General features: G+C 68.1%; 15 protein-coding genes. 6 read left to right on the top strand and 9 right to left on the bottom strand.

Features of this window, described 5'->3' with window-relative positions; all coding sequences use genetic code 11:
• From ABZV94_RS28210 to ABZV94_RS28225, 4 genes are all read right to left on the bottom strand, one after another.
• The coding region (locus ABZV94_RS28210; protein ID WP_356345129.1) for an ABC transporter ATP-binding protein at positions 1–488 on the bottom strand (488 nt) is incomplete at its 3' end.
• 8 nt (positions 489–496) lie between these two features.
• A complete protein-coding gene (locus tag ABZV94_RS28215) occupies positions 497–1,495 on the bottom strand; it encodes an ABC transporter permease (protein ID WP_356345131.1) in 999 nt (332 codons plus the stop codon).
• Positions 1,488–2,411, bottom strand: a complete 924-nt coding sequence (locus ABZV94_RS28220; RefSeq protein WP_356345134.1) for an ABC transporter permease — start codon at positions 2,409–2,411, stop codon at positions 1,488–1,490. Before ABZV94_RS28220 ends, ABZV94_RS28215 begins: the two co-directional genes overlap by 8 nt.
• A gap of 6 nt (positions 2,412–2,417) precedes the next feature.
• Positions 2,418–4,046, bottom strand: a complete 1,629-nt coding sequence (locus tag ABZV94_RS28225) for an ABC transporter substrate-binding protein (RefSeq protein ID WP_356345137.1) — start codon at positions 4,044–4,046, stop codon at positions 2,418–2,420.
• 511 nt (positions 4,047–4,557) lie between these two features.
• Here ABZV94_RS28225 and ABZV94_RS28230 point away from each other — a divergent pair.
• The 6 genes from ABZV94_RS28230 to ABZV94_RS28255 all read left to right on the top strand — a co-directional run bounded on the left by ABZV94_RS28230 (position 4,558) and on the right by ABZV94_RS28255 (position 11,651).
• Complete coding sequence (locus ABZV94_RS28230) at positions 4,558–5,547, top strand: ABC transporter permease (RefSeq protein ID WP_356345139.1); 990 nt, start codon at positions 4,558–4,560, stop codon at positions 5,545–5,547.
• An 80-nt stretch (positions 5,548–5,627) separates the two neighbouring features.
• The gene (locus ABZV94_RS28235) at positions 5,628–7,391 is read left to right on the top strand and encodes an ABC transporter substrate-binding protein (protein WP_356345141.1); all 1,764 of its coding nucleotides are present in this window, start codon (positions 5,628–5,630) and stop codon (positions 7,389–7,391) included.
• A 119-nt stretch (positions 7,392–7,510) separates the two neighbouring features.
• Positions 7,511–8,491 (top strand): ABC transporter permease, encoded by a 981-nt coding sequence (locus ABZV94_RS28240; protein ID WP_356345143.1) that lies wholly within the window; start codon positions 7,511–7,513, stop codon positions 8,489–8,491.
• Positions 8,492–8,543: 52 nt separating this feature from the next.
• Positions 8,544–9,578: an ABC transporter ATP-binding protein gene (locus tag ABZV94_RS28245; protein WP_356345145.1), complete on the top strand. Its 1,035-nt coding sequence runs from the start codon at positions 8,544–8,546 to the stop codon at positions 9,576–9,578.
• A 23-nt stretch (positions 9,579–9,601) separates the two neighbouring features.
• Positions 9,602–10,645: a dipeptide ABC transporter ATP-binding protein gene (locus tag ABZV94_RS28250; RefSeq protein WP_356345147.1), complete on the top strand. Its 1,044-nt coding sequence runs from the start codon at positions 9,602–9,604 to the stop codon at positions 10,643–10,645.
• Between the two features lie 253 nt (positions 10,646–10,898).
• Positions 10,899–11,651: a class I SAM-dependent methyltransferase gene (locus tag ABZV94_RS28255; protein WP_356345149.1), complete on the top strand. Its 753-nt coding sequence runs from the start codon at positions 10,899–10,901 to the stop codon at positions 11,649–11,651.
• Here ABZV94_RS28255 and ABZV94_RS28260 read toward each other — a convergent pair.
• The 5 genes from ABZV94_RS28260 to ABZV94_RS28280 form a co-directional block, all read right to left on the bottom strand.
• Complete coding sequence (locus ABZV94_RS28260; protein WP_356345151.1) at positions 11,648–12,763, bottom strand: dipeptide ABC transporter ATP-binding protein; 1,116 nt, start codon at positions 12,761–12,763, stop codon at positions 11,648–11,650. The two genes, ABZV94_RS28255 and ABZV94_RS28260, sit on opposite strands and share 4 nt — an antisense overlap.
• 13 nt (positions 12,764–12,776) lie before the next feature.
• The gene (locus ABZV94_RS28265; protein ID WP_356345153.1) at positions 12,777–13,838 is read right to left on the bottom strand and encodes an ABC transporter ATP-binding protein; all 1,062 of its coding nucleotides are present in this window, start codon (positions 13,836–13,838) and stop codon (positions 12,777–12,779) included.
• Positions 13,839–13,853: 15 nt separating this feature from the next.
• Positions 13,854–14,831, bottom strand: a complete 978-nt coding sequence (locus ABZV94_RS28270) for an ABC transporter permease (protein ID WP_356345155.1) — start codon at positions 14,829–14,831, stop codon at positions 13,854–13,856.
• A gap of 91 nt (positions 14,832–14,922) precedes the next feature.
• Positions 14,923–16,716 (bottom strand): ABC transporter substrate-binding protein, encoded by a 1,794-nt coding sequence (locus tag ABZV94_RS28275; protein WP_356345158.1) that lies wholly within the window; start codon positions 16,714–16,716, stop codon positions 14,923–14,925.
• A 104-nt stretch (positions 16,717–16,820) separates the two neighbouring features.
• The gene (locus ABZV94_RS28280; RefSeq protein ID WP_356345161.1) at positions 16,821–17,861 is read right to left on the bottom strand and encodes an ABC transporter permease; all 1,041 of its coding nucleotides are present in this window, start codon (positions 17,859–17,861) and stop codon (positions 16,821–16,823) included.
• Positions 17,862–17,962: the final 101 nt, after the last annotated feature.

Genomic DNA, 17,962 nt, shown 5'->3' on the forward strand with positions numbered 1-17,962 from the left:
ATGATGCGCTGGCGCATCCCGCCGGAGAACTGGTGGGGATAGTCCCGCACCCGCTGGGCGGCGGCCGGGATCCGCACCCGCTCCATCAGCTCCACGGCCCTGGTCCGCGCGTCCTTCCTGGACATGCCCCGGTGGACGACGAACATCTCCCCCAGCTGATCCCCCACCGTCATCACCGGATTGAGCGCCGACAGCGCGTCCTGGAAGATCATCGCGATCTGCCGGCCGCGTACCCTGCGGCGTTCCTCGGCGGACAACGTCAGCAGGTCGCGGCCGGCGAAGACGATCTCCCCGCCGGTGATCCTGGCGGGGGGTGTGTCGAGGATGCCCATGATGGCCTGCGCGGTGACGGACTTGCCGGATCCGGACTCGCCGAGGACGGCGAGGGTCTCCCCGGCGTCGACGGCGTAGGTGACTCCGTTGACGGCGTGGGCGATGCCGTCGCGGGTGTGGAACTCCACGTGCAGGTCGCGGACTTCGAGCAGCACGGCGGATGTCACCTCAGCTTCGGGTCGAGGGCGTCGCGGACCGCGTCGCCGAGCATGATGAACGCCAGCACCGTGACCGCCAGGGCGCCCGAGGGCCACAGCAGGGCGTGGGGGGCGTTGCGGATGTAGGGGGAGGCGGCGGAGATGTCGATGCCCCAGGAGACGCTGGGGGGTTTGAGGCCCACGCCGAGGTAGGACAGGGTCGCCTCCAGGGCGATGTAGGTGCCCAGCGCGATGGTGGCCACCACGATCACCGGGGCGACGGCGTTCGGCGCGATGTGCCGCAGCAGGATGCGGGTGTCGGAGGCGCCCAGGGCGCGGGCGGCCTGGACGTAGTCGTGTTGCTTGGCGGTGATGACCGAGCCGCGCGCGATGCGGGAGATCTGCGGCCAGCCCAGCAGCACCATGAACCCGATGACCGGCCAGACCGTATTGGAGGTCACCACCGAGAGGAGGACGAGTCCGCCCAGGACCACCGGGATGGCGAAGAAGATGTCCGTGACCCGGGACAGCACCGCGTCCCACAGGCCCCCAAAGTAGCCCGCCAGGGCGCCCAGCACCGACCCGAACACCGACACCCCGAGCGTGGCCAGCACCCCGACCGTCACCGACGTACGCGCCCCGTACACGGTGCGCGTGTAGACGTCGCAGCCCTGACCGTCGTACCCGAAAGGATGCCCGGGGCCCGCGCCGTCCTGGGCCTTGGCCAGGTCGCACTGCAACGGGTTGCCCGAGGCGATCGCCGACGGCCAGATCGAGATGAGGACCAGGAAGAGGATGACCAGCGCGGAGAGGAGGAAGACCGGGTTGCGACGCAGATCCCGCCACGCGTCCGACCACAGGGAGCGCGGCTTGCCCGCCGGCCCGCCGCCGCCCGGACCTCTGCCCTCCGGCGCGCCCGGCGTCCGCTCCAGCGTGGTCGCCTCGCTGGCCGCGAGGTCTATCGCGCCGCCCATCCCGGTACCGGCGATGGCAGGCTCGGCCTCGTACGGCTGCTGTTCAGGCATAGCGGATCCTCGGGTCGAGTACGGCGTACAGGAGGTCGACGAGGAGGTTGGCGAGCAGGAACACGAGGACGAGGACCGTCACGAAGCCGACGACCGTCTGGGTGTTCTGGCGCAGGATGCCCTGGTAGAGCTGGTAGCCGACGCCGTGGATGTTGAAGATCCGCTCGGTGACGATCGCCCCGCCCATCAGCGCCCCGATGTCCGTGCCGATGAACGTCACCACGGGGATGAGCGAGTTGCGCAGCAGATGCCGGACGATGACCCGGCGCCGGGGCAGGCCCTTGGCGACGGCCGTACGGACGTAGTCCGCGCGCTTGTTCTCCGCGATCGAGGTCCGCGTCAGCCGCGTGACGTAGGCCAGCGAGACCGAGGCCAGGACCAGACCGGGCACGATCAGCTCACCGAAGGCCGCGTCCGGGGAGACGGACGGCTTGATCCAGGCCCACTTCACGCCGAGGAGCAGCTGGAGCAGCAGACCGGTGACGAAGGTGGGGACGGAGATCACCACCAGGGTCAGCAGCAGCACGGTGGTGTCGATGGGCCGTCCTCGTCTGAGGCCGGTCAGCACGCCCAGGGTGATGCCGATGACGATCTCGAACAGGACCGCCACGATGGTCAGCCGGATGGTGACGGGGAACGCCGTGCCCATCAGCTCGGTGACCTTCTGCCCGTTGAACGCCGTTCCGAAGTTGCCGGTGAAGACGTTCCCCATGTAGGTGAGGTACTGCTGCCAGACCGGCTTGTCCAAGCCGAACTCCCGCTTCAGCTGGGCCGCCGTCGCCGGGTCGCACGCCCGCTCCCCGCACAGGCCCGCCACCGGATCACCCATCACGTTGACCATGAGGAAGATCAGCAGGGTCGATCCGACGAAGACCGGGACCATCTGGAGCAGTCGCCGGACGACATAGCGCCCCATGGCCGCTCAGCCGACCTTGATCTCGTTGTAGACGGGCACGCTGAACGGGTTGAGCGCCACGTCGGACAGCCGCTCGGAGTAGCCGGCGCTGCCGTTCTGGTACCACAGCGGGATGGCGGCCATGTTGTCCCGGACGACGCCCTCGGCCTGCTGGAACAGCTTCACGGCCTGGGCCTGGTCGCTCTCGGCGTTCGCCCGGTCGACCAGCTTGTCGAAGTCCTTGTTCGACCACTTGCCGTCGTTGGAGGAGGCGTTCGTGTAGTACAGCGGCTGGAGGAAGTTCTGGATGAGCGGGTAGTCCATCTGCCAGCCCGCGCGGAACGGTCCGGTCATCTTGTGCCGCCCGATGCGGTTGCGGAAGTCGGCGAAGGTGCCGACCGGGTTGCCGACGCACGCCTTGTCGTCGCCCAGGGCGTTGTTGATGGAGTTGCACACGGCGTCCACCCACTCCCTGTGCGAGCCGGTGTCCGCGTTGTACGTGATCTTCACCTGGCCGCCGGGGATACCGCCGCCCTCCTTGATCAGCTTCTTGGCCTCGTCCGGGCGGTACTCGCAGGCGGTGCCGCACAGGCCCGCCTTGTAGCCGCCGGCCGCGCCGAGGACGGGCGAGGTCCAGTCGGTGGCCGGGGTCCGGGTCCCGTGGAAGATGGTGTCGGTGATCTGCTTGCGGTTGATCGCCATGGACAGGCCGGTGCGGACCTTCTTCGCGCCCGGCGTGTTCCACGCCTTGTCGTAGTAGGGGAAGGCGAAGGTCTGGAGAATGCCGGCCGGGGTGTTCAGGTACCGGCCGTCCAGGTCCTTGTCGACGTTCTTCAGCTGGGCGGCGGGCACGTCGTCCACGAGGTCGAGGTTGCCGGACAGCAGGTCCGTGTAGGCGGTGTTGCTGTCCGTGTAGACCCTGAGGTCGACCCCGCCGTTGCGCGCCTTGTCCGGGCCCGGATAGGCGTCCCACTTCCGCAGGGACATCTGAGAGCCCTTCACGTAGGCGGCGACCGTGTACGGGCCGGTGCCGACCGGCTTCTTCAGCCAGGCCGCGTGGTCCGTGAAGAAGGCGCGCGGCAGCGGGGCGAAGGCCGCGTAGCCGAGGGTGTCCGGGAAGGTGGAGAACTTCTGGCTCAGCCGCACCGTGAAGGTGTGGTCGTCCACCACCCTCAGCCCGGACAGTGTGTCCGCGGTCTGCTTGCCGCTGCCGGGGTGGACCTTGTCGTAGCCGTCGATGTACCCGAAGAAGTAGGCGTTCTTCTGGTTGTTCCGCAGGCTCGCGCCGTAGTTCCAGGCGTCGACGAAGGAGCGGGCGGTCACCTTCTCGCCGTTGGAGAAGGTCCAGCCGGGCTTCACCCTGATGGTGAAGTTCCGCGAGTCCCGGGTCTCGATGGACCGGGCGAGCATGTCGGTGGCCCTGCCGGTCCTCGGGTCGTACTTCTTCAGGCCCCGGAAGATCATGTCGAGGACCTTGCCGCCCTGCACCTCGTTGGTGTTGGCCGGCTCCAGCGGGTTCTGGGGGTCGCCCCAGGAGGAGCTGAGCACCGCGCCGCCGGGGCCCCCGCCGCTTGAGCCGGCGCTCCCGCAGCCGGTGGCGGCGAGAGCCAGCGCCACCGCGCACACGGGCCCCCGGGCATGCGTGACTCCCCGCATGGCGTGCCTCCTCCGCGACGTTGATCCCCTACCGGCCAATATCGTCATATAAGGCATGTATCGCATGCCCGCCGCCCGATTGAGCGGCCTTTGGTGGGACACGTCATCCGAATGCACGCACCACCCCCCGCGGGGCCCTGATGATCTTGGGTGGCGAACGCAATAGATCTTCGCGTAACGATGCCGAAACGTTGGATTGAGGGGGGTCGATGTACGCATGTCGACACTCCACCGTCCGCATATCGAACTCCTTGCCCGATTGGTCCACTTGGTCCGATGTGAAGCACGGATTGATTACGGCGCGCTACCCGCGTAGCTACGGAATGATCAAGGGAGAGCAAAGAAGGTAAAGAGACAACCAAAGCGGCCGAGAATTTATTGACCTTGAATGAATTGCGTTGAAAAAGTCCGGCGTAGCCCGTAGGGGAGCGCCCTGCGGAGTCATCAGACCCTCCCTTGGGCCAGGAGCACCATGACCCCCCCAACTCCATCCGCGGCTGCCCCGCTTGAGGTGACCGACGAGACCGTCGAGAAGTCGATCACTTCGGACGGCTCGAAGGGCAGCGAGAGCAGGTCCCCCGGGCAACTGGCCTGGCGCCGCTTCAAGCGGGACCGCGTTGGCGTCGCCTCGGCGATCATCGTGATCCTCTTCTTCGTGATCGGCCTCGCGGCACCCCTCATAGCCAAGCTGTACGGCAAGGACCCGTACACGACGTACGGGATCAACACGCCCGGACTGCTGGGCGACAACGGCCTGCCGGCGAAGGCGAACGGCGGCATCGACAGCGAGTTCTGGTTCGGCATCGACCCGCAGCTCGGCCGCGACGTCTTCACCTTCCTGCTGTACGCGATCCGCAACTCGCTGCTGCTCGCGACGGCGATCACGGTCCTCATCATGATCGTCGGCGTGGTGATCGGCATCACCGCCGGCTACATCGGCGGCAAGACGGACTGGCTCCTGGGCCGGGTCATCGACATCCTGCTCGCCTTCCCGCAGCAGCTGTTCTTCGTGGCGTTCACGCCGGTGGTCCTCAGCCTCTTCGTGGCCAGCAACGAGGACACGCCCACCTCGATCGTCGTGATCTCCCTGATCACCCTCCTGGTCCTCTTCGGCTGGGCCTCCATCGCCCGGCTGCTGCGCGGTCAGGTGCTGGCCCTGCGCGAGCGGGAGTTCGTCGAGGCCGCGAAGGTCACGGGCGCGTCGCCGGCCCGCATCATCTTCAAGGAACTGCTGCCCAATCTGTGGACGCCCATCCTGATCCAAGGCACGCTGCTGCTGCCCGCGATGGTCACCACGGAGGCGGGCCTCGCCTACCTCGGCGTCGGCATGCAGGACCCGACCCCCGACTGGGGTGTCATGATCGGCTACGCCGCCGGCTTCTACCAGGACGACTTCACCTTCCTGCTCTTCCCCGGCATCTCGATGGTGCTGTTCGTACTGGCTTTCAACCTCCTCGGCGACTCGGTGCGCGACGCGCTCGACCCGAAGACCAAGCGCTGACTCCGGCCCTCCTTCAGGACCACGGCAAGGACGCCGGGGTGCCGGGCTTCTCTCATCAACCCACTTCAAGGCAGGATGCGATGTCCTTCTCGCGCAGAAACTTCCTGATAGCCACCGGTGTGGCCGCCGCCTCCAGCTCCGTGCTGACCGCGTGCAGCAGCGGCAACTCCAGCAGCACCGGCACCGGCAAGCAGGAAGCGGCCAAGGCCCACACCACCACCGTCAAGATCGGCACGGCGGCGGACTCGCAGGGCCCGGCTCCGGAGGTTCCCGGTGCCAAGAAGGGCGGCAAGGTCTACCTGCTGAACGACGACGACTTCTCGCACCTCGACCCGCAGCGCGTCTACTACGCGTGGAACTCGCTGGCCGTGATCGTCCTCGCCCGCACCCTGACCGGTTACAAGGTCGGCGACGACGGCTCCATGACCCTGGTCGGCGACCTCGCCACCGACACGGGCACCATGAAGGACGGCGGCAAGACCTGGTCCTTCACCCTGAAGGACGGCGTGAAGTGGGAGGACGGCTCCGACGTCACCGTCGACGACGTCCGCCACGGCTTCGAGCGCGCCTTCGCCAACTTCATCACCGAGGGCGCCGTCTACGCCCAGACCTGGCTGACCGGCACGCAGGAGTACCGCAAGTCCTACCCGGGTCCCTTCAAGGGCAACAAGCACCTCAAGTCGATCACGACGAGCGGGAAGACCATCACCTTCCACCTCTCCGAGGCGCGTCCGGACTTCAACTACGTCGTCGCGATGCACTCGTACGCGCCGAACCCGGTGAAGCACGACACCAAGCAGAACTACGACAAGAAGCCGTTCTCCAACGGCCCTTACAAGATCAAGTCGCACGCCACCGACAAGTCGATGGTCCTGGTCCGCAACGAGCACTGGGACCCGAAGACGGACCCGATCCGCAACGCCTACCCGGACGAGTTCGACTTCACCTTCGGCATCGAGGCGGAGACCGCCGCCGACCGTCTGATCGCCGACTCGGGCAACGACCAGTACGCCGTGTCCTGGCGGACCGTCCCGCAGTCGAAGGTCCAGCAGGCCACCGCCAAGGCCAAGGACCGCCTCTTCGAGGACCTGAGCAGCGGCACCAGCGTCTACTGGATCAACCAGACCCGCGTCACCGACATCAAGGTCCGCGAGGCCATCATCCGTGCCTGGCCGACCGCCGGCATCCGCTCCATCCAGGGCGGCACGCACCGCGGTGACTACGCGACCGGCATCATGAGCCCGCTCGTCGCCGGCTACAAGTCGCAGGACGTCTGGGGCAAGCTGAAGAACCCGGCCGGCGACCCGGCCGCCGCCAAGGCGGTCCTGAAGAAGGCCGGCAAGCTCGGCACCAAGGTCGTCTACGCCTACCAGCAGGACCCGATCAACGCCAAGGTCAAGGTCGTCGTCGAGAACGCCCTCAAGGCGGCCGGCTTCGACGTCGTCACCAAGGGCATCGACTCCACCACCTGGTACGACCAGATCGGCAAGCTCGACAACGAGTACGACATCTACTGGGGTGGCTGGTCCGCCGACTGGCCGACCGGTTACTCGGTCTTCCAGCCGCTGTTCGACAGCCACAACGTGGTGGACCAGGGCACCAACTACTGCCACCTGAAGAACGCCGACGTCGACGCGGCCATCAAGGCGGCCACGGCGGAGACGGACCAGAACAAGGCCAACGCGATGTGGGCCGCCCTGGACAAGCAGGTCACGGAGCTGGGCGCCTTCATCCCCGACGTCTACATGAAGCGCCTGTACATCCACGGCTCGAAGCTCGGCAACGTCAAGATGGACCCGAACTTCGACGGCTGCATGCTCTACAAGATGTACGTCAAGGCCTGATCCACACCTGAGAGGTGGGGCGGCTCCACGCCGCCCCACCCTCGGCTCGTCCACCGGGCCTCCGGTCACCCCGGCCCGGCCCGTTCCACACGACGGCCCTCCCAGGAAAGCCAACCCCCATGCTTCGCTTCCTCGTCCGCCGGCTCCTCGGCGCCGTGGTCACGCTGCTGATCATCAGCGCGGTCACGTACATGCTCTTCTACGCGGTGCCGCGCGACCCGTCCCGGATCGCCTGTGGCAAGGTCTGCACCCCGGAGACGCTCAACGTGATCCGGCACAACATGGGGATCTCGGACCCGCTGCCGGTCCAGTACTGGCACTGGCTCCAGGCCATTTTCGTGGGCCGTGACTACCCGGGCTTCGGCCACTGCGACGCCCCGTGCCTGGGCTACTCGTTCATCAACCGCGAGCCCGTCCTCGCCACCGTGTGGGACCGCTTCCCGACCACGGCCTCCCTCGCCATCGGCTCGTCGGTCGTCTTCCTGATCTTCGGCATCGGCACCGGCATGCTCGCCGCGGTGAAGCAGGGCAAGTCGCTCGACAAGATCGCCAGCTCGGCCTCGCTGGTCGCCTCGTCGATGCAGATCTACTTCGTCGGCCCGGTCGCCCTGTACCTCCTCGTCTACCAGTCGCACCTGCTGAAGCAGCCCTCCTACACCCCGTTCAGCGAGAACCCGGGTGCCTGGTTCACCGGTCTGCTCGTGCCCTGGCTGGTCCTGGCGCTGATCTGGACCGCCAACTACACCCGTATGACCCGCTCGCAGCTGGTCGAGACGCTCACCGAGGACTACGTCCGCACCGCCCGCGCCAAGGGCATGTCCCGGCGCAACGTCTTCTTCCGCTTCGCCTGGCGCGGCGCCATGGGCCCGATCGTCACCATCTTCGGCATCGACTTGGGCGTGCTGCTCGGCGGCGCGATGATCACCGAGAAGACCTTCAGCCTCCAGGGCCTCGGCATGCTCGCCGTGAAGTCGGTGACCAGCAACGACCTGCCGATGCTGCTCGGCGTCATGATCATCACGGCCGCCTTCGTGGTGATCGCCAACATCGTCGTCGACGCCTGCTACGCCCTGATCGACCCGCGGATCCGGCTCGCCTGACCCCGCCCTCCTCCGCCAGCTACCCCGCATCACCCCCCTCTGGAGCGTCCCCGTGACGAGCACCGATTCGCAGCCCTTCCTGTCCGTCAAGGACCTGAAGGTGCACTTCTCGACCGAGGACGGCGTCGTCAAGGCCGTCGACGGCCTCTCCTTCGACCTCGTACGCGGCAAGACGCTGGGCATCGTGGGTGAGTCGGGGTCCGGCAAGTCGGTCACCAACCTGGCCATCCTGGGCCTGCACAACCCGGACAGCACGAAGATCGACGGCTCCATCGAGCTGGACGGCCAGGAGCTGAACGGCGCCTCGGAGCGGACCCTGGAGAAGCTCCGCGGCAACAAGATGGCGATGATCTTCCAGGACGCCCTGGCCTCGCTGTCGCCGTACCACACCATCGGCACGCAGATCGGCGAGGTGTACCGCAAGCACACCGGCGCCTCCAAGGCCGAGTCGCGGGCGCGGGCCATCGAGATGCTCAGGCGTGTCGGCATCCCCCAGCCCGACCGGCGGGTGGACAACTACCCGCACGAGTTCTCCGGCGGTATGCGCCAGCGCGCGATGATCGCGATGGCGCTGGTGTGCGACCCGGAGCTGCTGATCGCCGACGAGCCGACGACCGCGCTCGACGTGACCGTGCAGGCCCAGATCATGGACCTGCTCAAGGACCTCCAGCGGGAGTTCGGCACCGCGATCATCTTCATCACGCACGACCTCGGCGTGATCGCGGACATCGCCGACGACGTGCTGGTGATGTACGGCGGCCGGTGCGTGGAGCGCGGCTCGAAGGCGGAGGTGCTGCGCACCCCGCAGCACCCCTACACCTTCGGTCTGCTCGGCTCCATGCCGAGCCTGGACGGCCCGGTCGACGTGCCGCTGAACCCGATTCCGGGCTCGCCGCCGTCGCTGCTGAACCCGCCGTCCGGCTGCCGCTTCCACCCGCGCTGCGCCTTCGCGGACAAGGTCGCGGACGGCAGGTGCGCGAAGGAGCAGCCGCTGCTGGAGATCGAGGACGGTCGCGGCAGCGCCTGCCACCTGACGGACGAGCAGCGCCGCGAGTACCTCACCGACACGGCTGCCAAGGCCCACTGACGTACAAGAGACGGAATTCACCAATGAGCGACACCACTCCCCTCCTGGACGTCTCCGGGCTGACGAAGCACTTCCCGATCAAGGGCGGCTTCCCGATCCGCCGTACGGTCGGCGCGGTGCAGGCCGTCGACGGCCTCGACTTCCAGGTCGCCGAGGGCGAGAGCCTGGGTCTGGTCGGCGAGTCCGGCTGCGGCAAGTCGACCACCGGCCGGCTCATCACCCGCCTGCTGGAGCCCACGGCCGGCAGGATCAGCTACCGCGGTCAGGACATCACGCACGCCAGCCGCAAGCAGCTCGCGCCGATCCGGTCCGAGATACAGATGATCTTCCAGGACCCGTACGCCTCGCTGAACCCGCGGCACACGGTCGGCAAGATCATCTCCGGCCCGATGGAGATCAACGGCATCAACCCGCCGGGCGGCCACGAGAAGCGGGTCCGCGAGCTCCTGGAGATCGTCGGCCTGAACCCCGAGCACTACAACCGCTTCCCGCACGAGTTCTCCGGCGGCCAGCGCCAGCGCATCGGCGTCGCCCGCGCCCTGGCCCTGAACCCGAAGCTGATCGTCGCCGACGAGCCGGTGTCCGCGCTGGACGTCTCCATCCAGGCCCAGGTCGTCAACCTGCTCCAGAAGGTGCAGCGGGAACTGGGCATCGCGTTCGTGTTCATCGCCCACGACCTGGCGATCGTGCGGCACTTCTCCCAGCGCGTCGCGGTCATGTACCTGGGTAAGATCGTCGAGATCGGCGACCGCGAGGACCTGTACGAGAACCCGCGCCACCCCTACACGCGGGCCCTGCTCTCCGCCGTGCCCGAGGCCACGGTGGACGAGGAGCCGCGCGAGCGCATCCGCCTGACCGGCGATGTGCCGTCGCCGATCAACCCGCCCTCCGGCTGCCGCTTCCGCACCCGGTGCTGGAAGGCGACCGAGAAGTGCGCCACGGAGGCACCGCCGCTGGTGCAGGCGGAGGGCAACAAGCCCGGCCACCTGACGGCGTGCCACTACCCGGAGACGGAGCCCACCATCCCGGCTCAGCGTCTCGCCAAGGACCCCGAGGCGGCGGCCTGACACACCCCTTTCCGTCAGCCGCCCCCTTGCGGATCGGACTTTCACGGCCCATTGACCCGAGCCCTTGATCGTCCGCTCCAGGGGACGAGGGCCCGCGCCTCCCCAGGCACGGGCCCTTCTCCGTGTTCCGGACTCCCGCTCTCCCCCGTCCGCCTTCCGCGCCGGCCCGGGTCAGCGGGCCGGTAGGTAGGAGGACCGCGAGAAGTGTCCCGTTCCTGACGCACCGTTCAGCACCGTGTGTCAGACTGCCGCGGTGGTGGATCACGTCTTTGCCGATCTCTCGCTCGCCGCGCTGTACGACAGCCTCAATCCGTGGGGACCGGGTGACGACTTCTACCTCGGTCTGCTGCGGGAGGCCGGGGCCGTGCTGGACATCGGGTGCGGTACCGGGCGGTTGCTGCGGCGGGCCCGGTCCGAGGGGCACCGGGGGCGGCTGATGGGCCTCGACCCGGCCGCCGCCATGCTCGTCCAGGCACGGCGGGCGCGGCCGGACGTCGAGTGGGTGCTCGGCGATGTCCGGGTGCGGCGGTGGCGGGGGGAGTTCGACCTGGTCGTCATGACCGGGCACGCCTTCCAGGAGCTGGTGACGGACGAGGAGATCCGGCTCTGCCTGCGCGCCGCCCGCGCGGCCCTGCGGGACGGGGGGCGGTTCGTGTTCGAGACCCGCAATCCGGGTGCGCGTGCCTGGGAGCGCTGGACTCCGGACCGCGTGCACGAGATCTCCGCCGCCGACGGCACCGCGGTGCGGGTCTGGCACGAGGTGCGGGGCGAGGGCCTGGACCGGGGCCGGATCCGCTTCACCGAGACCTACGCCGGCCTCCACTGGCCCGCCCCCCGGGTCAACCACAGCGTCCTGCGCTTCCTGGACGCCGGGACGCTGGGTGCCTTCCTCGCGGAGGCGGGCCTGACCGTTGCCGAACAGTACGGCGACTTCGACCGGGGCCCGCTGACGGACACGTCCCCGGAGATCATCACGGTGGCCCGCCGGGCCCCGGTCGTGTCCTAGCCCTCCTCCTCCAGTGCCGCCAGCGCCGGGTCCAGGACGATGTCCTCGTCGCGCGCCTCGATGGTCGGCTCCTCCGGGAAGTGGCAGGCCGTCAGGTGGCCGTCGCGGTTGCCGGAGAGCTGGAGCAGCGGGGGCTCCTCGGCCGCGCACTTGTCCTGCGCCTTCCAGCAGCGGGTGCGGAAGCGGCAGCCGGAGGGCGGGGAGATGGGGGACGGCACGTCGCCGGCGAGGCGGATGCGCTCGCGCTGCGGTGCCTCCCCTTCCGCCAGGGTCACCTCGGGAACGGCGGACAGCAGGGCGTGGGTGTAGGGGTGCCGCGGGCGGGTGTAGATGGAGTCCCGGTCACCCACCTCGATGATCTTGCCGAGGTACATCACCGCGACCCGCTGGGAGAAGTGGCGTACGACGGCCAGGTCGTGGGCGATGAACACGAACGCGATGCCCAGTTCCCGCTGCACCTTCTGGAGCAGGTTGACGACCTGGGCCTGGATGGAGACGTCCAGCGCGGAGACCGGCTCGTCGGCGACGATCAGCCTCGGCTCCAGGGCGAGCGCGCGGGCGACGCCGATGCGCTGGCGCTGACCGCCGGAGAACTCGTGCGGGAAGCGGTTGTAGTGCTCCGGGTTGAGGCCGACGATCTCCAGGAGTTCACGGACCCGCTTCTCCCGGCCGCCCTCCGGGTTGATGCCGTTGATCTCCATCGGACCCGAGATGATCTTGCCGACCGTCTGCCGGGGGTTCAGCGACGAGTACGGGTCCTGGAAGATCATCTGGATCTCGGACCGGATCGGCGCGAGCTGCTTGCGGTTCGCGTGGCTGATGTCCCGGCCGCGATAGGTGATCGTGCCGCTGGTCGGCTCCAGCAGGCGGGTGATGAGCCGGCCGGTGGTCGACTTGCCGCAGCCCGACTCGCCGACCAGGCCGAAGCTCTCGCCCTCGGCGACCTGGAAGTCGAGGCCGTCGACGGCCTGCACCGCGCCGACCGTCCGCCGGATCGGGAAGCCGCCCTTGACGGGGAAGTGCTTGACCAGCCCCGAGACCTTCAGCAGCGGCTCCGGCGCCGCGTCCTCGACGGCCTCACGGGTGGTGGGGAGGACCAGGTCCTCTTTCATGGCGGTTGTCCTCCTAGCCCAGACGGGGCCTGATCTCTTCGATGAAGATGGTGCGCTTCTGCTCCGCGCCCAGGTGGCACGCCGAGGCACGGTCCGGTCCCAGCAGCGGGCGCTCGGTGACGCACCGGTCGCCCCCCACCCGGTCCCGGAACGTGCACCGGGGGTGGAAGCGGCAGCCGGTCGGCGGCGTGAGCAGGCTCGGCGGGGCGCCGGGGATCGGCGAGAGCGGGGTGCCGAGGTCGGAGTCCAGCCGGGGCATGGAGTTCAGCAGGCCCCAGGTGTACGGGTGCTGGGGCGCCCTGAGCACCTCGTCGACGGTGCCGCGCTCCACCGCGCGCCCGGCGTACATGACCATGATGTCGTCGGCCATGTCGGCGATGACCCCGAGGTCGTGGGTGATGAAGACGATCGCCGTGCCGAACTCCCGCTGGAGGTCCTTGAGCAGGTCCAGGATCTGGGCCTGCACGGTCACGTCCAGCGCCGTGGTGGGCTCGTCGGCGATCAGCAGGTCCGGGTCGCAGACCAGCGCCATGGCGATCATCGCGCGCTGGCGCATACCGCCGGAGAACTGGTGCGGATAGTCCCGGGCGCGCTCCTTGGGGTTGGGGATGCCGACCTTGGCGAGCATCTCCACGGCCCGCTCCCAGGCGGACTTCTTCGAGGCGCCGGTGTGCTTCATGAACGGCTCGGCGATCTGCCGGCCGATGGTGTAGAAGGGCGACAGCGCGGTGAGCGGGTCCTGGAAGATCATCGCCATCCGGTTGCCGCGGAGCTTCTCCATCTCCTTCTCGGTGGCGGTGATGAGTTCCTTGCCGTCGAGGAGGATCTCCCCGTCGATGGTCGTGAACATCGGGTCGTGCAGCCCGAGGATCGTCAGGTTGGTGACCGACTTGCCCGAGCCCGACTCCCCCACGATGCCGAGGGTCTTCCCGCGGTGCAGGTCGAAGGAGAGGCCGTCGACGGCCTTGACCGGGCCGTCCTCGGTGGAGAACGTCACCTGGAGATCGCGCACCGAGAGGAATCCGTCCGGCCCCGTCGGGGCCGGTGCGCCTTCGGCCTTGGTCACTGTGGTCACGATGGCTGGTTCTTCCTAGGAGAGCCGGATGCGGGGGTCGATCCACGCGTAGGTGATGTCGGTCAGGATGTTGATGAGCAGGATGAAGAAGGCGCCGAACAGCATCACCCCCATCGTCAGCGGCAGGTCCTTGTTGACCGCACCGTCCACGGCGAGCCGGCCGATCCCCTGGAGGGAGAAGGTCAGTTCGGTGACGACGGTGCCGCCGAGCATGGCGCTGACGTCGATGCCGAGCACGGTGACGATCGGGATGAGCGAGCCGCGCCAGGCGTAGCGCAGGAAGACGTACCTGCGTGACATGCCCTTGGCACGGGCGGTGCGCACATGGTCCTCGGCGAGCTGTTCGATCATGGAGGAGCGCGCCATACGGGTGTACTGCGCGGTGAAGATCGTGGCCAGCACGCACACCGGGATCGACATCCCGACGAACCAGCCGACCGGGTCCTGGGTGATGGGCACGTACTTCGGGTCCTCCATCCAGCCGGTGCTGTAGACGAGGATCGTCAGGACGATCGGGCCGAGGAAGTAGATCTGGAACGAGCTGAGCACCATGGACGCGCCGGTGGCGACCTTGTCCACCAGCGTTCCGCGCCGGTAGGCGGCGATCATGCCCGCGCCGACGCCGACGACGAGGAAGACGATCGTGCCGCCGATGGCCAGCGTGAGGGTGAGCGGGAACCGGTCGATGATGGTGCTCCAGACCATGTCCCCCGAGTAGAACGACACGCCCAGGCAGGGGGCCGGGCAGTGCCCCGTCGGGAAGTCGCGGCCCGTGACGATGCCGGACATGAAGTCCCAGAACTGCTGGGCGAGGGGCAGGTTGAGCCCGAGGGCCTCCCGGATGTCCGCCAGCCGCTGGGGCGAACAGTCCTTGCCGCAGGCCAGGGAGGCGTAGTCGGAGGGTGCGGCCACGAAGAGGAAGAACGTCGCCGCCCCGATGAGGAAGAGCGTGACGAAGGCGCCGACCGTGCGCCGGATGATGAACTGAAGCATGGCGGGCTGGCTCTCTGCGGAGACGGTGGGTAGGGGCGCTCGGGCAAGGGGCGCGCTCGCTGCGGAGCGCGCCCCCTTGATCAGCCGCGGGTCACGACTTCAGGTACAGCCGGGTGATGTCGATGAGGCTGGACACCGAGCCGTAGCGGGCACCGCCCACGTTGGAGCCGGAGATCTGGAACTGCTTCGTGTACCACAGCGGAGCCGCCGGGATGACGTTCTCCAGCAGGTAGTGGTGCGCTTCCTTCCAGGTCTTGGCGGCGTCGGTCGGGTTCTGCGTCAGCGCCTTCTTGATGAGGGCGTCGACCTTCGGGTCCTTGACGTGCGAGTAGTTCGCGGAGCCGTCGAAGACCTGCGAGCCGTCGTAGATCGGGGTGACGACCGTGCCCGGGGACGGCCAGTCCTGGCCCCAGCCCGTGATGTAGGCGTCGTACGGGTTCTTGAGCTTGCCGATCTGCTCGTAGTAGCTCGCCGAGTCGACTTCCTTGGCGACGACGTCGAACCCGACCTTGGTCAGGGCGTCCTCGATGGCGACCTTGCGCTTCTGGCCGGCCTCGCTGTTGGCGTAGGCGAAGACGATCTTCTTCTCGGCGGCCGGGACGCCCTTGAGGATCTCCTTGGCCTTGGCGATGTTGCCCTGCGGGGTCTTCAGACGGCCGTAGGGGTCGTAGTTCGGCTCGTAGCCGGGCAGCGTCGGCGCGAAGTAGTTCGGCGCGACGTCACCGCCGTAGGCACCGCCCTCGCCGGCGATGAGGGAGTTGGAGTTGACCGCGTAGGTGACGGCCTCGCGGACCTTCTTGTCCTTGACCCGGTCGAGGTTGAAGGTCAGGGTCATCACGTAGGGCTGGTAGCCCTTGACCGTGCGCTTGCTGGCCTCCGGGTTGTTGATGACGTCCTGGATCTGCGTGGCCTCGACGCCGTTGGTGAGCTGGATGGCGTTCTTGTTCTCGCCCTCGTCCGCGATGAGGCGCTTGGTCTGGGTGGACTCGGTGACGCCGAACTGGATGGTGAAGCCGTCGACGTACTGGTGGCGCACGGAGTCCGTCTTCGGGTCCCAGTTGGTGTTCCTGACCAGCTTCAGGGTCTTGCCGGCCTTGTTCTCGGCGATCTTGTACGGGCCGGTGGAGACCGGCTTCTTCTCGTACCTCTCCTTGGTGTCGCCCTTCGCCGGGACGACGGCGTAGCCGGCCATGGCGAGCGTCTGCGGCAGGTCCGGGCGCGACTGGTCGAAGTGGAAGATCACCGTCTTGTCGTCCGGGGTGTCCAGCACGGAGGCCGGCAGGTGCTTGCCGTCGAAGCCGCCGCCGGGCAGGGCCTTGCGGTAGTCGGAACCGCTCAGCCAGGTCTGGAGGTAGGTCGGGCCGTCGAAGATGAACTTCGCGTACAGGCGCTCGACGCTGTGCCGGACGTCGGCCGAGGTGATGGGGTTGCCGTTCTCGTCCTTGATGCCGTCCTTCAGCGTGAAGGTCCAGGTCTTGCCGCCGTCGGAGGACTTGCCGGAGTCGGTGGCGAGGTCACCGACGACGGACACGTTGCCCTTGTCGTCCTCCTGGAACTGGGTCAGGCGGCGGAAGAGCAGGTTGGCGACCTGTCCGGCGTCGGAGACGTAGATCTGGCCGGGATCCAGGTGGGACAGGCCCGCCTCCTGGTACACCGTGATCGTGCCGCCGGGCTTGGCGCCGGGCACGTCCTTCGCGGGTCCGGTCGAGCCCGCGGCGTCGACGTAGGTGACCGCCTTCGACTGGACCGCCGCCTCCTTCTGGTCCTTCTTGGAGTCCTTGCCGGATTTGCCGCCCTCGTTCTTGGAGCAGCCCGTCAGAGCCAGGGAGCCGGCCGCGATGGCGATCACTACGGCGCGCGCTCCGCGGGCGCGATGAGACATCATGTGGCGAATCCACCTACCTGTCGGTTGTTATCCGTGAGATCTGCCGGGCGCCGGCCGCGTGCGGGCCGGCGGGGGCGGCAGCCACCCCCCACCCAACGGACGACCTACCGCCCGGACTTGGGGTCGAACGCGTCCCGTACGGAGTCCCCGAGGAGGTTGAAGCACAGGACGAAGATCACCAGCGCCACCCCGGGGAAGAACATGAACGCCGGGTCCTGCTCGGCGTACCGGGCGCCGGCGGCGAAGAGGCGTCCCCAGTCGGGCGTCGGCTCGACGAACCCGACACCCGCGAAGGACAGGAAGGCGATGCTGAGGATGGTGCTGGGCAGTTGGTACGTGAACTGCACCAGGATCGGGGTGACGACGTTGGGCAGGATCTCCTTGCGCACGATCCGCCACGGCGAGGCGCCCGACACCTTGGCCGCCTCCACGAACTCCCGTTCGCGCAGGGACAGTACCGTCGACCGGACCAGTCGGGCCATGCCCATCCAGCCCAGCAGCCACAGCACGATCAGCATGGCCAGGGCACGGAAGTAGGTCGGCGTCTCCTCGCGGGGGTCCACGAAGAACGACGTCACGACGGGCATGAAGGCGATGAAGAACAGCTGTTGCGGGAAGGAGAGGAAGAAGTCGGTGCCACGGCCGATCCAGTAGTCCGTGCGACCGCCGAAGTACCCGCCGATCAGGCCGATCACGACACCGGTGACCATGACGAGCACGGTGATGCCGAGCGCCATGTACAGCGAGGTGCGCATGCCGTACAGCAGCATGGCGTACAGGTCGCGGCCGTACTGCGGCTCGACGCCGAACCAGTGGTCGCCGGACACGCCCCCCAAGTACCCCAGCGGAAGCCCGAATTCGTCGAGGACGGGCTTGTCGGCGTAGGTGGGGTCCTGGCCGTACAGGGTGTACGGATCCGTGCCCGGCAGCTTCGCCAGCAGCGGTGCGAGCAGGGCGACGACGAAGTAGCCGATCACCACCACGGCGCAGATGACGCCCGTGCGGTCGCGCTTGAAGCGCAGCCACATCAGCTGGCCGGGGGACCGGCCCGCGAGCTTGACGGGTTCGCTCTTCGTCTCCGGCCCTGGTGCGCCGTCGACGACGACCGAAGCCCCGCCGCCCTCTATATCGATAGGACTTGTCACGGTTTGTCCGTTTCACAGGTGTGAGCGTGAGAGGTGTCCGCGTACTCCGAAGACGCGCGTAGCCGCAGCCGGACGCGCGTAGTTACCGGGGTTCCCTCCTC

Origin of the sequence: Streptomyces sp. NPDC004658 (genome assembly GCF_040609555.1) — a bacterium.
Lineage (GTDB): Bacteria > Actinomycetota > Actinomycetes > Streptomycetales > Streptomycetaceae > Streptomyces.

Coding starts and splice junctions, on each gene's coding strand:
- ABZV94_RS28215 (WP_356345131.1), bottom strand. CDS start 1,495: ATGCCTGAACAGCAGCCGTACGAGGCCGAGCCTGCCATCGCCGGTACC.
- ABZV94_RS28270 (WP_356345155.1), bottom strand. CDS start 14,831: ATGCTTCAGTTCATCATCCGGCGCACGGTCGGCGCCTTCGTCACGCTC.
- ABZV94_RS28240 (WP_356345143.1), top strand. CDS start 7,511: ATGCTTCGCTTCCTCGTCCGCCGGCTCCTCGGCGCCGTGGTCACGCTG.
- ABZV94_RS28220 (WP_356345134.1), bottom strand. CDS start 2,411: ATGGGGCGCTATGTCGTCCGGCGACTGCTCCAGATGGTCCCGGTCTTC.
- ABZV94_RS28225 (WP_356345137.1), bottom strand. CDS start 4,046: ATGCGGGGAGTCACGCATGCCCGGGGGCCCGTGTGCGCGGTGGCGCTG.
- ABZV94_RS28275 (WP_356345158.1), bottom strand. CDS start 16,716: ATGATGTCTCATCGCGCCCGCGGAGCGCGCGCCGTAGTGATCGCCATC.
- ABZV94_RS28260 (WP_356345151.1), bottom strand. CDS start 12,763: ATGAAAGAGGACCTGGTCCTCCCCACCACCCGTGAGGCCGTCGAGGAC.
- ABZV94_RS28250 (WP_356345147.1), top strand. CDS start 9,602: ATGAGCGACACCACTCCCCTCCTGGACGTCTCCGGGCTGACGAAGCAC.
- ABZV94_RS28235 (WP_356345141.1), top strand. CDS start 5,628: ATGTCCTTCTCGCGCAGAAACTTCCTGATAGCCACCGGTGTGGCCGCC.